This window comes from Kitasatospora sp. NPDC097605 (assembly GCF_040302725.1).
Classification (GTDB): Bacteria; Actinomycetota; Actinomycetes; order Streptomycetales; family Streptomycetaceae; genus Kitasatospora.
In genome coordinates this window covers 204,686-218,754 of sequence record NZ_JBEOSF010000007.1, presented here as the reverse complement: position 1 = coordinate 218,754, position 14,069 = coordinate 204,686, and the positions used below count along the sequence as shown (strand labels likewise).

The window sequence follows — 14,069 nt, the reverse complement described above, 5'->3', positions numbered from 1 at the left end:
AAAGTCACCGGTCTGGACGAACGACAGGAATCTCACCAGTCATACCTATGAGTCTGATCATGTGCCTGGAAGCCGCCGACCGTGCCGCCGGCGGCGCCCGAAAACTTCCGAAAGAACTTCGGATCCACCGCAACCCTTCGGCCGCGATCCTTGTCTGTACGGACGAAGGAAGCGGAAAGCGAGACCGGCCGGGCCGGGGGGCGCGAGTGCTCCGCAGGAGCAGGCCGGTACACCTTCGTCATCCACTCACCCAGCACACGCGAACAGACCACGGGGGTCCTGTCATGAGCATGTCTGCTTTGCCCTCTTCCGTCACGGACCCCGGCTCCTCCGCCGTCCTCGGCGCCGGCACGGTCGTCGCCGTACGCCGCCCGCACGCCCGGGACTGACCCCGGATCCGCGCGACGGCGGCAACCCGGACCGAGCTCGAACGTCCCCTTCGTAGACGAAGAACCTTGGAGCCGCACCATGCCGGAGAGCACCACCGCCAGCACCGACGACGACACCGCCTGGTCCTGAGGTCCACCGGGATCCCGGGACCCCGCACCACCTGATCCACACCACCGCGGCCGGCCGCGGTGGGGACACCGAAGAGGGACCGGCCGAGCCGGGGGCACCGCTGGACAGCAGCGGGGCCGGCCCCCTTCAGCACGTTCAGCACGCACCAGCCGCGTCAACACACCAGACCTCGGGGGGTCACCTCATGCGCATGTCCGCCATGCCCGGTTTCGCGAAGAACTCCGGCACCACCCGCCGCCGGATCGCCACCGTCGCCGCCACCGTCCTGCTCGCCGGCTCCGTCCAGTTGCTGACCGCCGAATCCTCCTGGGCCTGCGCCGAGTCGAACGGCGCCGAGGTCCCGGCGTCGAGCACCGCCAAGGCGGCACCGACGGCGGACACCGACGACCGTTCGAACCTCGGAATCGGCTTCTTCATGTCCGCGGACCTGGCCATCAAGGCCGGTGGCCCCAAGGTCGAGATCGGGGTCGAGATCGGCAACCACGGCGGGGCGCCGCTGCGCAACGTGGTGCCCTCCCTCGTGCTCGCGGCCGAGTACTCCGGTGACGACGAGGGTGCTGTCCGGTACCTGTCCGGCAAGAACCTGACCGTCGAGTACCGCTCCACCGGCGGATGGCAGAAGCTCTCCCTGAAGGAGGGCTGCCAGGCGTCGCTCCTCGCCGCCCCGGCCAAGGGGGTGCCGATCGCGAACGACCGGGTCGAGCACGTCACCTTCCGCGTCGGCCTCTCCGCGGACGCCCCCGCCGGCCTGCGCACCATCCACGCCGGTCTCTCCGCCGTCGGTGAGGACGGGAAGCGCAGCAAGTGGTCGTTCCGGGACATGCCCGTCACGGTGCCGAAGCCTTCGAAGCCCACTCCCACCAAGCCCGCCGCCCCGAAGCCCACTCCCTCCAGGCCCACCGCCACCGCCAAGCCCGCGAACCCGGCCGGCGAGAAGACCGCGGCCACCCCGGCCACCCCGGCCGCGCCCGCCGCGCCGGCGAGCACCCCGACCGCCGCACCCGCCACCACCGCGCCGGCCGGCACCCCGGAGCTCGCCCGGACCGGCGCGGGCACCCCGAACGGCCTGCTCGCCGGCATCGCCGCCGCCCTCGCCGTCCTCGGCGCCGGAACGGTGGTCGCCGTCCGCCGCCTGCGCGCCCAGGGCTGACACCGGGAACGAAAGGGCCCCGCCCGCGCACGGCGGTGCGCGGGCAGGGCCCCTTCATCGTGGCCGGGGGCTGCTCAGCCCCAGGTGATCAGGCGCTTCGGGTGCTCCAGGATGCCGGCGATGTCGGCCAGCACCTTGGAGCCCAGCTCGCCGTCGACCAGCCGGTGGTCGAAGGACAGGGCCAGCGTGGTGACCTGGCGCGGGACGACCTTGCCCTTGTGCACCCACGGCAGCTCCCGGACCGCCCCGAAGGCGAGGATGGCCGCCTCGCCGGGGTTGAGGATCGGGGTGCCGCTGTCGACGCCGAAGACGCCGACGTTGGTGATCGTGACCGTGCCGCCCTGCATGTCGCCGGGCGCCGTCTTCCCCTGCCGGGCGGTGTCGATCAGCTCGCCGAGCGAGACCGCCAGGGCCGAGAGGGTCTTCGCGCCCGCGTCCTTGATGTTGGGGACGATCAGGCCGCGCGGGGTGGCCGCGGCGATGCCGAGGTTCACCTGCCCCTTGATCACGATCTCCTGGGCCGCCTCGTCCCACTGGGCGTTGATCCCGGGGTTGCGCTTGATCGCGGTGAGCAGCGCCTTGGCGACCAGCAGCAGCGGGCTGACCCGGACGTCCCGGCCCAGCTCGCCGCTCTCCTTGAGACGGCGGACGAACTTCATCGTCCGGGTGACGTCGACCTGGACGAACTCGGTGACGTGCGGGGCGGTGAAGGCCGAGGCCACCATCGCCTGCGCGGTCGCCTTGCGGACGCCCTTGATCGGCACCCGGACGTCGCCCGCGCCGGCGACGGCCACGGGGGCGGCCGGCTCGACGGCCGGCTCGACGACCTGGACCTCGGCCGGAGCCGGGGCGGCGGCGGCCGCCGCGTGGGCGTGCAGGTCCTCACGGGTGATCACACCGTCCGGACCGGTCGGGGTGACGGCCCGCAGGTCGATCCCGAGGTCCTTGGCGAGCTTGCGCACCGGCGGCTTGGCCAGCGGCCGGTCACCGCTCAGTGCGACGGCCGGAGCGGGCAGCGGAGCCGGGGCCGCGACCGGCGCGGGGGCCGGAACGGGCGCCGGGGCCGGAGCCGCGACGGGGACGGCGACGGGCGCCGGAGCGGCCGCCGTGGTGCGCCGGGCGCGGCGCTGGCTGCCGCCGGTCCGCGGACCGTAGCCGACCAGCACCTCGCGCCGCTCGGGCTCGGCGGCCTCCGCGGCAGCGGCGGCGGGAGCCGGAGCCGGGGCGGCGGCCGGGGCGGCGGGCGCCCCCGCCTCGCCGGCCACCGCGACCGAGATGATCACGGTGCCGACGTCGACCGTCGCGCCCTCCGGGAAGAACAGCTGCTCGACGACCCCGTTGAACGGGATCGGCAGCTCCACGGCGGCCTTGGCGGTCTCCACCTCGCAGACGACCTGCCCGTCGGTGACGGTGTCACCGGGCTTGACGTACCAGCTGAGGATCTCGGCCTCGGTGAGGCCCTCGCCCACATCGGGCATCTTGAACTCGCGGAGCGAGCGAACTTCGGTGGTCATCATCGCTCCCCGGGATCAGTACGCGAAGGCGCGGTCGACGGCGTCGAGCACGCGGTCAAGGTCCGGGAGGAAGGCCTCCTCGACCCGGGACGGCGGGTACGGCGCGTAGTAGCCGCCGACCCGCAGGATCGGCGCCTCCAGGTGGTAGAAGCACCGCTCGGTGAGCCGGGCGGCCAGCTCGGCGCCCATGCCCAGGAACACCGGCGCCTCGTGCACGACGATGCCGCGCCCGGTCCGCTTCACCGACTCCTCCAGGGCGGCGAAGTCGACCGGGGTGAGCGAGCGCAGGTCGACGACCTCCAGCCGGCGGCCGTCCTCCTCGGCGGCCGCGGCGGCCTCCTGGCAGACCTTGACCATCGGGCCGTAGGCGATCAGCGTGGCGTCCGTGCCGGGGCGCACGATCCGCGCGTCGTGCAGGCCCAGGTCCGCGGCGTCGCCGACCTCGCCCTTGTCCCAGTAGCGCCGCTTGGGCTCCAGGAAGATCACCGGGTCGTCCGACTCGATGGCCTGGCGCAGCATCCAGTGCGCGTCGTGCGCGTTGGACGGGCTGACCACCCGCAGACCGGCGGTGTGCGCGAAGTACGCCTCGTGCGACTCGCTGTGGTGCTCGACCGCGCCGATGCCGCCGGCGTAGGGGATGCGCACGGTGACCGGCATCTTCACGTGGCCGAGCGCGCGGGCGTGCATCTTGGCCAGCTGGGAGACGATCTGGTCGAAGGCCGGGTAGACGAAGCCGTCGAACTGGATCTCCACGACCGGGCGGTAGCCGCGCAGCGCCAGGCCGATCGCGGTGCCGACGATGCCGGACTCGGCGAGCGGGGTGTCGATCACCCGGTCCTCCCCGAAGTCCTTCTGCAGGCCGTCGGTGATCCGGAAGACGCCGCCGAGCTTGCCGATGTCCTCGCCCATCAGGACGGTCTTCGGGTCGTTCTCCAGCGACTTGCGCAGAGCGCCGTTGAGCGCCTTGGCGATGCTGAGCTGACCGGCCATCAGAGGTTCTCCCCCGCCTCGAAGGAGGCCGCGTACTCGACGTACCCGGCCCGTTCCTCATCGACCAGCGCGTGCGGCTCGGCGTAGACGTGGTCGAAGATCAGGGTGGGGTCCGGGTCCGGCATGCCGCGCACACCCTCGCGCACCCGCAGCCCGAGCTGCTCGCTCTCGGCGTCGATCGAGGCGAAGAAGGCCTCGTCGGCCAGGCCCTCCTTCTCCAGGAGGGCGCGCAGCCGGGTGATCGGGTCCTTGGCCTTCCAGGCCTCGGTCTCCTCGGCGAGCCGGTAGCGGGTCGGGTCGTCGGAGGTGGTGTGCGCGCCCATCCGGTAGGTGAACGCCTCGACCAGCACCGGGCCGTTGCCGCTGCGGGCGTGCTCCAGGGCCCAGCGGGTCACCGCGAGGCAGGCCAGCACGTCGTTGCCGTCGACCCGCACGCCCGGGAAGCCGAAGCCGGAGGCGCGGCGGTACAGCGGGATCCTGGTCTGGGTGGTGGTGGGCTCGGAGATCGCCCACTGGTTGTTCTGGCAGAAGAACACCACCGGGGCGTTGTAGACCGAGGCGAAGGTGAAGGCCTCGCTGACGTCGCCCTGGCTGGACGCGCCGTCGCCGAAGTACGCGATCACCGCGTCGTCGGTGCCGTCCTTGGTGATGCCCATCGCGTAGCCGGTGGCGTGCAGGGTCTGCGCGCCGATCACGATGGTGTAGAGGTGGAAGTTCTTCTCGTTCGGGTCCCAGCCGCCGTGGTTCACGCCGCGGAACATGCCGAGCAGGTTCAGCGGATCGACGTCGCGGCACCAGGCGACGCCGTGCTCGCGGTAGGTGGGGAAGGCGTAGTCGCCGGGCCGCAGCGCGCGGCCGGAGCCGACCTGGGCCGCCTCCTGGCCGAGCAGCGAGGCCCACAGGCCCAGCTCGCCCTGGCGCTGCAGGGAGGTGGCCTCCGCGTCGAACCGGCGCACCAGCACCAGGTCACGGTAGAGGGCTCGAAGCTCGTCCGGCTCCACCGTGAGCGGGAAGTCCGGGTGCTCGACCCGCTCGCCTTCCGGGGTGAGCAGCTGCACGAGCTCCGGCTGGGCGTCCTTACCCGTGGCGCGGAGGGTGTCACGGACGCCGGGGGCCGCCTTCTTGCGAGCCCTCGCCGTGCTTTTGACGGTCACGTTCACTCCTCGGTCTGTCCGGCCGCCCGGGGTCGCCGGTGACCGGTCCGGTCACCGCCTCGCGGGGCGCGCGTGGGTGTGCGCTGCCATCTGCGGGGCAGGTGGTGATCCTGTTCCGACGGCGTCCCTCACGAGAACGTTACCCAGCGTCCGCCCTTGGCGCGTCTGCGCTAGGACGTCCTACTTGTTCGGGATCCACAAATGCGGGTGTGGCGGAGCTCTCAATTCGGTCGCCTTCAGGACACCTGCGCACGTTATCCGGGCGACGGCTCCTGCGTAAGGGGGTTACCGGCATCGGTTTCTCCCGCTCTGGCCGGATCGTGACCCCGGTCCGGTGCGGGCGAGAGGTCTTTCGTAGGGTGATATGGGAGGCTTTGCGCGTGACTGATAAGGGACAAATCCGGGTATTCCTCCTCGACGACCACGAGGTGGTCCGCAGGGGCGTCCATGAACTCCTCTCGGTCGAGGACGACATCGAGGTGGTCGGGGAGGCCGGCACCGCCGCCGAGGCGCTGACCAGGATCCCGGCCGTCCACCCCGACGTCGCGGTCCTGGACGTCCGGCTGCCGGACGGCAACGGGGTCGAGGTCTGCCGGGAGATCCGTTCCCGGCTGCCGGAGATCAAGTGCCTGATGCTCACCTCGTTCTCGGACGACGAGGCGCTGTTCGACTCGATCATGGCGGGCGCCTCCGGCTACGTGCTGAAGGCCATCCGCGGCACCGACCTGATCACCGCCGTCCGGGACGTCGCGGCCGGCCGCTCGCTGCTCGACCCGGTCGCCACCAGCCGGGTGCTGGCCCGGCTGCGGGACGGCGGCGAGAAGGAGGACGAGCGGCTCGCCCAGCTCACCAAGCAGGAGCGCCGCATCCTGGACCTGATCGGCGAAGGGATGACCAATCGTCAGATCGGCAACGAGCTGCACCTCGCCGAAAAGACGGTGAAGAACTACGTCTCCAGTCTGCTCGCGAAGATGGGGATGGAGCGCCGGACCCAGGCGGCCGCGTTCGTCGCCCGGCACCAGGCGGACCACCAGCACGGATAGGGCGGATGCACAGAAGTGACGAACTGTCAAGGACCCCCGCCGAGAGGTCCTAACCTCTGGCTGTGACTTTCAGCCAGACCCTTGCCCTTGCACCAGCCCGTCCCGACCTCACCGCTCCCCCGATAGGAACCCTCAGCCCGCCCGTCCCCCACGCCGCGCTCGCCGAGGTCCTGCGCCGCTACCGGGTGGGTCGCCTGCTCACCGCCGAACCCGTCGCCGAAGGCCTGCTGAACCGCGGCTACCGGATCACCACCGAGGCCGGCGGATACTTCCTGAAGTGCTACGTCGACGCCGCGACCGCCAGCCGCGAGGCCGTCGGCGCCCACCACCGCGCGATGGACGCGCTCGCCGCCCTCGGCCTGCCCGTCGCGCCGCCGCTGGCCCTCTCCGGGCGGACCACCACGATCGCCGCGTTCGGCGGCCGGCTGTTCGCGCTCTTCCCCTGGGTGGACGGCCGGCACCGGCACGGCACCGAACTGGCCCTGTCGCGGTGCGCCGAGCTGGGCGCGCTGCTCGGCCGGCTGCACGGCGCGCTCGACGACGTCTGCGCGCCCGTCGCACAACCCTCCGGCTACCGCAGCGCCGACCCGCGCGACAGCTCCGCGCTCGCCCGCGAGCTGCGCCGCCGGGCCCGCGAGCACCAGCCGCACGGCGAGCTGGACGCCCTGGTCGAGCGTCGGCTGACCGAACGGCTGGAGCTGCTCGCCGAGCACGCCCACCGCCGGCCGCTCCCCCAGGCCGCCCCGCCCACCGGCTGGACCCACGGCGACTTCCACGGGCTCAACCTGCTGCACAGCGGCGAGCGGATCGCGGCCGTCCTGGACTGGGACAAGCTCGGGCCGCAGCCGCGCGCCGAGGAGGCGGTCCGCGCGGCCACCCTGCTCTTCAACGACCGGGTCACCGGGGTGCTGGACCTCGTCCGGGTCCGGCACTGGTCGCAGTCCTACCGGGCCACCGGCGCCGCCACCGCCGAGCACCTGGCCGCCGCCGCGCACCGGGTCTGGTGGGAGCGGCTGAACGACTTCTGGATGCTCCAGTGGCGCTACCAGCGGGCCGACCACCGGGCCGACCCGCTCTACCCCGCCTCGGCGGGCCAGCTGGCGTGGTGGTGCCAGGAGTACGAGCAGGTCCTGGACGCCTTCGCCAACTGACCCGGCGGATCAGCCCCCGGCCGCCGGCGGCTGGGTGGTCGGCTGCACCGGCGGCTTCGGCGAGTTGGCACCGCCGCCCGCCGGCTGCGTCGGCGAGGTGTTGCCGCCCCCGGTCGGCGGCGGGTTGTTGGTCGCCGGAGCCGTGGCCGGGGGCGTCGTCGCGCCGCCGCCCGTCCCCGTGGTCGGGGTGCCGGTCGACGGTGCGGTGGTCGCCCCGGACGCCGTCGAGGACGGCGTCGGCGCCTTGCTGCCGGTGGTGGTCGGCGTCGTCGTCGGACTCGGTGTGTTGTGCTTGCCGGTCTGCTGGCTCGGCTGCTGGTTCTGGTTGCCGCCGTTGTTGTTGCCGTTGTCGGTCGGCTGCTGCGGACGCCGGCTGTTCTGGCCGGTCGGGCCCGAGGTCGCGGTCGAACCGGAGCTGGGCGTGGTGGTCTCCGGCGCCGTCGACACCACCCCGGTCGACGGAGTGATGTCGCCCTGCTTCCCGTCCGGGCCGTCGTCGCCGCCGCTGAGCGCCAGCGCGATACCGGCACTGGCCGCGACGATCACCGCCACGATGCCGGCCACCAGGCGCCACGGCCCGCGCCGGGCGGGACCGCGCCCGTGGCCGTCGCCGTGCCCGTCACCGGAGTCGCCGCCGCCCCCGTACGGCCCGCCGGCCGCCGGGTAGGGCGAGGACGGCGTGTGCGGGCCGCCCGGCACCTGGTAGGGCAGCACCGTCGTCGGGTCGCCCGGGACCCCGGCCCCGAGCACCGCCGTCTCGTCCGTGCCGACCGCCGGCAGCGCACCGCTGTGGCCCGGCCCGCCGGCCGGCCCGACCGGGGCGCCGATGGCCCAGCCGCCGGTACCGCCGGTCAGCTCGCGCAGCGCGTGCTCGATGTGCGCGCGGAACTCGTCGGCGTCCTGGAACCGGTCGTCCGGGTTCTTCGCCAGCGAGCGCAGCACCAGCGGGTCCAGCCCGGCCGGCACCCGCGGATTGGCCTGCGAGGGCGGCACCGGGTTGTCCTGCACGTGCTGGTAGACCACCGACAGCGGGGTGTCACCGGTGAACGGCGGGCGCAGCGTCAGCAGTTCGTACAGCATGCAGCCGGCCGCGTACAGGTCGGAGCGGTGGTCGACCGGCTTGCCCAGCGCCTGCTCCGGCGAGAGGTACTGCGGGGTGCCCATGACCATGCCGGTCTGGGTCATCGTCGAGGCCGTGCCGGTGAGCGCCCGGGCGATGCCGAAGTCCATCACCTTGACCGCGCCGTTGTTCGTGATGATCACGTTGGCCGGCTTGATGTCGCGGTGCACGATGCCGTGCCGGTGGCTGTAGGACAGCGCCTCCAGCACCCCGGCGATGATGATCAGCGCCTGGTCGACCGGCGGCTCCGCCTCGTCCACCAGCAGCTCGCGGACGGTCCGGCCCTCGACCAGCTCCATCACGATGTACGGCGTCGACTCCTCGCCGACGTACTCCTCGCCGGTGTCGTACACCGAGACGATCGCGTGGTGGTTGAGCGCCGCGACGGCGTGCGCCTCCCTGGTGAAGCGCAGCCGGGCGATCTCGTCCTGCGCCAGCTCACCGCGGAGCAGCTTCACCGCCACGGTCCGGCCGAGCCGGACGTCCTGGGCGGCCAGCACCTCGGCCATGCCGCCCCGGCCGAGCCGGTGGGTCAGCCGGTAGCGGCCGTCGCCGACCGTGCCGAGCGGAGCCGCGGTGCCCCGGCCGGGCGTCTGCGGGCCCCCGTACGGCGGGAGGGCGGTCGTGGCGGCGTCGCTACCGGGCTCGGGCGTCCTGGAGGCCCCGCCGGCCGGACCGGTCGCCCAGGCCCCGTCGTCGTCCGGATGCTGCGTCTGTGCCATCGCTCCTCGCCCCGGGCCTTCGCTCGGATCGCGGTGCCCTGTCGCTCGTATCCCCGAACGCTACCGCCTCCGACCGACCCCCGTGCCACGCGCGATCCGGACGGAACGCGTCAGAGCAGGCCATTCCGGTCAGCCGGACCGTCCAGCCGCAGGACGGTGGCGACCTGGCCCGAGACGCGCGAGCTGGGACCGGACGTGGTGTCCCGCTCGGCCCGGTTGACCACGATCGCGATGATGATGACCGCCAGCACGATCACGCCGACGATGATGCCGACGATCACCAGCGCGGTCGAGCAGCCGCCGCTGTTCGACGCCGGGGCCGGCTGGAACGGCGGCGCCGGCATCGGGTGCGGCGGCGGGGTGTGCGCCTGCTGCGCCCCCTGCTGGTGGAGGAACTGCGGCTGCGGGGTGTGCGGGGGCTGGAAGGCCGGCGGCGTCTGGAACGGCTGCGGCTGCGGCGCGGCGAACGGCTGCGGGGTCCGCGGCGCCTGGAAGGCCGGCGGCGGGGTCTGGAACGGCTGGGGCTGGGGCTGGGGCTGCGGGAACGGCGTCGGCGTCTGCGGGGCCTGCGGCGCCGCGTGCACCGAGCGCGGCCCGTCGGTGATCACCAGCGGGTTGCTGGCCGCCAGCGGGCTGCCGCCGCCCTTGGCCGCGCCGATCAGCCGCTCCGCCTCCTCGCGCATCGCCGCCGCGCTCGGGAAGCGGTGCGCCGGGTCCTTGCGCAGCGCCGTGGCCACGAACTCGTCGACCGCCGGGCTGAGCCGCGGGTTGAGCGTGGAGGGCGCCGGCGGCTCCTCCTGGACGTGCTTGTAGGCGATCGAGAAGGCCGAGTCGCCGTCGAAGACCAGCCGGCCGGTGAGCATCTCGAAGAGCATCACGCCGACCGAGTAGAGGTCGGAGCGGGCGTCCACCGGCTTGCCCAGCGCCTGCTCGGGCGAGAGGTACTGCGGGGTGCCGACCACCATGCCGGTCTGGGTCATCGAGGTGACCCCGGTCTCCAGCGCGCGGGCGATGCCGAAGTCCATGACCTTGACGACGCCCTTGCGGTCGAACATGACGTTGCCGGGCTTGATGTCGCGGTGCACCAGACCGCGGTCGTGGGAGGCCTCCAGCGCGTTCAGCACCCCGACGGTGACCCGCAGCGCCTCCTCGGTCGGCATCGCGCCGTGCTGGGCGGCCGCCTCGTTGATCGCGTCCCGCAGGCCCTTGCCGTCGATCAGCTCCATCACGATGTACGGCGTGCTGGAGCCGTCGGGCGCGATGTCCTCGCCGCTGTCGTAGACCCGGACGATGTTGCCGTGCTCCAGCTTGGCCACGGCCTGCGCCTCACGGCGGAACCGCTCCTTGAACGAGGCGTCCCGGCCCAGCTCGGCGTGCATGCTCTTGAGCGCCACCGACCGGTCCAGCACGCTGTCGTACGCGAGGTGCACCGAGGCCATGCCGCCTTCGCCCAGCACCCGCTGCAGCACGTACCGCCCGTTTCCCAGGGAGTAGCCCTCGACCGCCGCGTTGCCGTGCTCGCTCATGGTCCTCTGCTCCCCCTCGGCGCGGCCCTGCCGCCGCGACCGTGACGTTCGGTCTCGTCCGTGCGTGTGCGGGCCCGGCCCGCTGGCCTGCCCGACCCCTGTCGCGGCGCTCGCCCGGCCTGCGACAGGGGCCCAGGGTATCGGCTCGCGACGACGCCGACCGGTCCAGGGCCGACACTGTGTCCAGGTCGCGACCGGGTACCGGCCGGTAGTGCGTACGGCACCGGGACGCCCCGTCGCGCCCGGTGCCCCACGGCCCCGACGGGACCGTGGAAGTGCGGATACGGCCTACAGGTACGGGCCGGAGCGGATGCCGCGGCCCTCGCCCGGCTCGTCGCCCTCCGGCTCGCCGCCGTGCAGGCCGGGCGGCAGCGCCCGGCGCATCTGCTCCAGCTGCGCCCTCGCCGCCATCTGCTGGGCGAACAGCGCGGTCTGGATGCCGTGGAACAGTCCCTCCAGCCAGCCCACCAACTGCGCCTGCGCGATCCGCAGCTCGGCCTCGGTCGGGATCGAGTCCTCGGTGAACGGCAGCGACAGCCGCTCCAGCTCGGCGACCAGCTCGGGGGCCAGCCCGAGTTCCAGCTCCTTGATGGAGCTGGCGTGGATGTCCTTCAGCCGGGCCCGGCTGGCCTCGTCGAGAGGAGCCGCCCGGACCTCCTCCAGCAGCTGCTTGATCATGCTGCCGATCCGCATGACCTTGGCCGGCTGCTCGACCATCTCGGTCACCGGCAGTTCACGCGGGCCGTCCCCGTCGTCGACCCCGCCCAGACCGACCGTCCCCTGGCCCACCGGCAGCCCGTCCGGTCCGACGATCAGCACCTTCTGGCCGTCCTGCGACTGCCCGCCCATGGCCTGGTGGAACTCCTGCGACGAGCGCTCGTTCATCGGATTCGTCATGAACCACATTCTCCCTCACTGGGGTTGCCGGGGTGGAGGCCCCCGGCCACCCGGGCACGACGCTACGCCCCCGGGGCGGGCGCCGGTATCCGTACGGATACTCAGTCCGCCCGGGTACCTGGGCGCTCCGCCTCCCCGGTGGCGGTGGACGCGGCGCCCGTCGCCTGCCGCCGCCCCCGCCCGGCCCGCGCGCGGGGGCGCGCGGTCAGCCGCGGCGCAGCCGGAGGCCGATCAGGCCCAGTCCGCAGCCGATCAGGCCGAGGCCGGCGCCGAGCGGGAGCTGGCGGGTGGAGGCGTCGTCCCACCGGGTGGGCAGGACGACGGGGACGGGGCCGGCGGCCACGCTCTGCGACCCGGGGCGGCCGAGCGCCAGCGTCCCGCCGTCCGCGCCGTCCGCGTCGTCGGCGGGTCCGGCCGGGGCCCGGGTGTCCGCGGCGGGGTCCGTCCCGGTGTCGGCGGGCTGCTCCGGCGTCCGCCCGGGCGGCTGTTCCGGGCTCTGCTCGGCGGCCTGCCCGGGGGCCTGCTCAGGTGCTCGCTCCGGTGCCTGCTCCGGCGTCTGCTCGGGTGCCGACGCGGGGCGGTGCCGCTGCCGGCGCTGCTCCCACCCGGCCCAGGAGACGCCGGGGCGCAGGTGCCCGGTCCGCTGCCACCCGGGCGCGCCGGGCGGCGCCGGCGCGGCGGCGGCCGTGCCGACGACGCCGGACATGCTGGACGTGGCGGACGTGGCGGAGGTGGCGGACGTGCTGGAGGCGGTGGACATGGTGGACTCAGTGGCCGTGCTGGAGGCGGCGGCCGAGGAGGACCCGGCGGACGCCTCCGGGGAAGGGGACGGCTCGGGCGGGGCGGACGGCCCGGCCGACGGAGCCGCCGGGACGACCGGCACCGGCGAGACCACCGGCACCGGAGCGGTACCGAGGGAACCGGCCGGGCCGGTCGACGCGGCCACCGCCGCCGGAGCGACGGCCAGCGGCACGGCGAGACCGAGCGCCGCCACCACCAGCAGCCGGCGCGCACACCGCCCGGCACGGCGGGAGGGGGACGGCGGCGGTGCTGCGGGCAGCGGCCCGAGGAACGCGAACGAAGGTGCGGGCACGGTCGAGGTCCTTCCGCGACGGCCGACCGCGCGGGGCGGGGTCGGCGGCGGGACAGCTCCCGTCCAGACTCACACAGTCCGACATTCCAGGCATGTCGGGCGGACCTGACCGGCGGAGCACGGATCCCACCGACCCGCCACCCCGCCACGCCGCCGCCACGCCTCCGCGCCGCCGCCCGCCGGCGGGCTCAGGCCCGCAGCACCACCTTGCCGACCTGCGCGCCGGACTCCAGTACCCGGTGCGCCTCGGCGGCCTCGGCCAGCGGCAGCACCCGGTCGACCACCGGCTTCACCACCCCGGAGGCGACCAGCGGCCAGACGTGCTCGCGCACCGCCGCCACGATCGCCGACTTCTCCGCCAGCGGCCGCCCGCGCAGATTGGTCGCGATCACCGCGCCGCGCTTGCGCAGCAGGGTGTTGAGGTTCAGCTCACCGTTCACCCCGCCCTGCAGCCCGATGATCACCAGCCGTCCGTTGACCGCCAGGGCGTCCACGTTCCGCTGCAGGTACTTGGCGCCCATGATGTCCAGGATCACGTCCGCCCCGGCGCCGCCGGTGGCCTCCCGGAGCACCTCGACGAAGTCCTGCGCCCGGTAGTCGATCAGCACGTCGGCGCCCAGCTCCGCGCAGCGGGCCAGCTTCTCCGGGCCGCCCGCGGTCACCGCCACCCGGGCGCCGACCGCCTTGGCCAGCTGGATCGCCATCGTCCCGATGCCGCTGGCCCCGCCGTGCACCAGCACCGTCTCGCCCGGCCGCAGGTGCGCGGTGAGGAAGACGTTGGACCACACCGTGCAGACCACCTCGGGCAGCGCGGCGGCCTGCTCCGGGGTCAGCCCCGCCGGCACCGGCAGCAGCTGGCCGACCGGCACCGCGACCCGCTCCGCGTAGCCGCCGCCGACCAGCAGCGCGCAGACCTCGTCGCCGACCGCCCAGCCGGACACCCCGGGGCCCAGCGCGGCGATCCGGCCCGCGCACTCCAGGCCGGGGTAGCGCGGGCTGCCGGGCGGCGGGTCGTAGAAGCCCTGCCGCTGCAGCAGGTCGGCGCGGTTGACGGCGGTGGCGGCTACCTCGACCAGGACCTCGCCCTCCCCGGGCACCGGGTCCGGCACCTCCGCCCAGACCAGCGCCTCGGGCCCGCCGGGTTCAGGAATCGTCATCGCATGCATGGCCCGACGCTACTGCGCGCCGCC

At 74.0% G+C, this 14,069-nt stretch carries 11 protein-coding genes; 3 read left to right on the top strand and 8 right to left on the bottom strand.

The annotated features are described in order from the left end of the window. Positions 1-709: 709 nt before the first annotated feature. Positions 710-1,669, top strand: a complete 960-nt coding sequence (locus ABTX81_RS11265; protein WP_350543170.1) for a hypothetical protein — start codon at positions 710-712, stop codon at positions 1,667-1,669. A gap of 74 nt (positions 1,670-1,743) precedes the next feature. On the opposite strand, the gene ABTX81_RS11260 is transcribed toward ABTX81_RS11265, so the two are convergent. From ABTX81_RS11260 to pdhA, 3 genes are read right to left on the bottom strand one after another with little or no spacing between them, the layout of a single operon-like run. Next, positions 1,744-3,183, bottom strand: coding sequence for a dihydrolipoamide acetyltransferase family protein (locus tag ABTX81_RS11260; protein ID WP_350543168.1), 1,440 nt, complete (start codon positions 3,181-3,183; stop codon positions 1,744-1,746). 15 nt (positions 3,184-3,198) lie between these two features. Next, complete coding sequence (locus ABTX81_RS11255) at positions 3,199-4,173, bottom strand: alpha-ketoacid dehydrogenase subunit beta (RefSeq protein ID WP_502892749.1); 975 nt, start codon at positions 4,171-4,173, stop codon at positions 3,199-3,201. Further along, the gene (gene pdhA / locus ABTX81_RS11250; protein ID WP_350543166.1) at positions 4,173-5,327 is read right to left on the bottom strand and encodes a pyruvate dehydrogenase (acetyl-transferring) E1 component subunit alpha; all 1,155 of its coding nucleotides are present in this window, start codon (positions 5,325-5,327) and stop codon (positions 4,173-4,175) included. Before pdhA ends, ABTX81_RS11255 begins: the two co-directional genes overlap by 1 nt. A 380-nt stretch (positions 5,328-5,707) precedes the next feature. On the opposite strand from pdhA, the gene ABTX81_RS11245 reads away from it, so the two are divergent. Together ABTX81_RS11245 and ABTX81_RS11240 are read left to right on the top strand one after the other, a co-directional pair. After that, positions 5,708-6,370 carry a response regulator gene (locus ABTX81_RS11245; RefSeq protein ID WP_350543164.1) on the top strand — a complete coding sequence of 221 codons (663 nt, stop codon included), beginning with the start codon at positions 5,708-5,710 and terminating at the stop codon, positions 6,368-6,370. 62 nt (positions 6,371-6,432) lie between these two features. Next, complete coding sequence (locus tag ABTX81_RS11240) at positions 6,433-7,521, top strand: phosphotransferase enzyme family protein (protein WP_350543162.1); 1,089 nt, start codon at positions 6,433-6,435, stop codon at positions 7,519-7,521. Between the two features lie 9 nt (positions 7,522-7,530). Here the strand turns inward: ABTX81_RS11240 and ABTX81_RS11235 are convergent, their stop codons facing one another. From ABTX81_RS11235 to ABTX81_RS11215, 5 genes are all read right to left on the bottom strand, one after another. Continuing rightward, positions 7,531-9,363 carry a protein kinase domain-containing protein gene (locus ABTX81_RS11235; RefSeq protein WP_350543160.1) on the bottom strand — a complete coding sequence of 611 codons (1,833 nt, stop codon included), beginning with the start codon at positions 9,361-9,363 and terminating at the stop codon, positions 7,531-7,533. A 110-nt stretch (positions 9,364-9,473) separates the two neighbouring features. Further along, complete coding sequence (locus ABTX81_RS11230; protein ID WP_350543158.1) at positions 9,474-10,889, bottom strand: protein kinase domain-containing protein; 1,416 nt, start codon at positions 10,887-10,889, stop codon at positions 9,474-9,476. Between the two features lie 288 nt (positions 10,890-11,177). Then, positions 11,178-11,786 carry a bacterial proteasome activator family protein gene (locus ABTX81_RS11225; protein ID WP_502892748.1) on the bottom strand — a complete coding sequence of 203 codons (609 nt, stop codon included), beginning with the start codon at positions 11,784-11,786 and terminating at the stop codon, positions 11,178-11,180. 205 nt (positions 11,787-11,991) lie between these two features. Further along, positions 11,992-12,879, bottom strand: coding sequence for a hypothetical protein (locus ABTX81_RS11220; RefSeq protein ID WP_350543156.1), 888 nt, complete (start codon positions 12,877-12,879; stop codon positions 11,992-11,994). Between the two features lie 188 nt (positions 12,880-13,067). Beyond that, positions 13,068-14,045 carry an NAD(P)H-quinone oxidoreductase gene (locus ABTX81_RS11215; RefSeq protein WP_350543154.1) on the bottom strand — a complete coding sequence of 326 codons (978 nt, stop codon included), beginning with the start codon at positions 14,043-14,045 and terminating at the stop codon, positions 13,068-13,070. Positions 14,046-14,069 lie beyond the last annotated feature (24 nt).

Bases quoted from the DNA above. Each gene is read 5' to 3' on its own strand.
- ABTX81_RS11265 (WP_350543170.1), top strand. From the start codon at position 710: ATGTCCGCCATGCCCGGTTTCGCGAAGAACTCCGGCACCACCCGCCGC.
- ABTX81_RS11260 (WP_350543168.1), bottom strand. From the start codon at position 3,183: ATGACCACCGAAGTTCGCTCGCTCCGCGAGTTCAAGATGCCCGATGTG.
- ABTX81_RS11255 (WP_502892749.1), bottom strand. From the start codon at position 4,173: ATGGCCGGTCAGCTCAGCATCGCCAAGGCGCTCAACGGCGCTCTGCGC.
- ABTX81_RS11235 (WP_350543160.1), bottom strand. From the start codon at position 9,363: ATGGCACAGACGCAGCATCCGGACGACGACGGGGCCTGGGCGACCGGT.
- ABTX81_RS11230 (WP_350543158.1), bottom strand. From the start codon at position 10,889: ATGAGCGAGCACGGCAACGCGGCGGTCGAGGGCTACTCCCTGGGAAAC.
- ABTX81_RS11225 (WP_502892748.1), bottom strand. From the start codon at position 11,786: ATGACGAATCCGATGAACGAGCGCTCGTCGCAGGAGTTCCACCAGGCC.
- ABTX81_RS11215 (WP_350543154.1), bottom strand. From the start codon at position 14,045: ATGCATGCGATGACGATTCCTGAACCCGGCGGGCCCGAGGCGCTGGTC.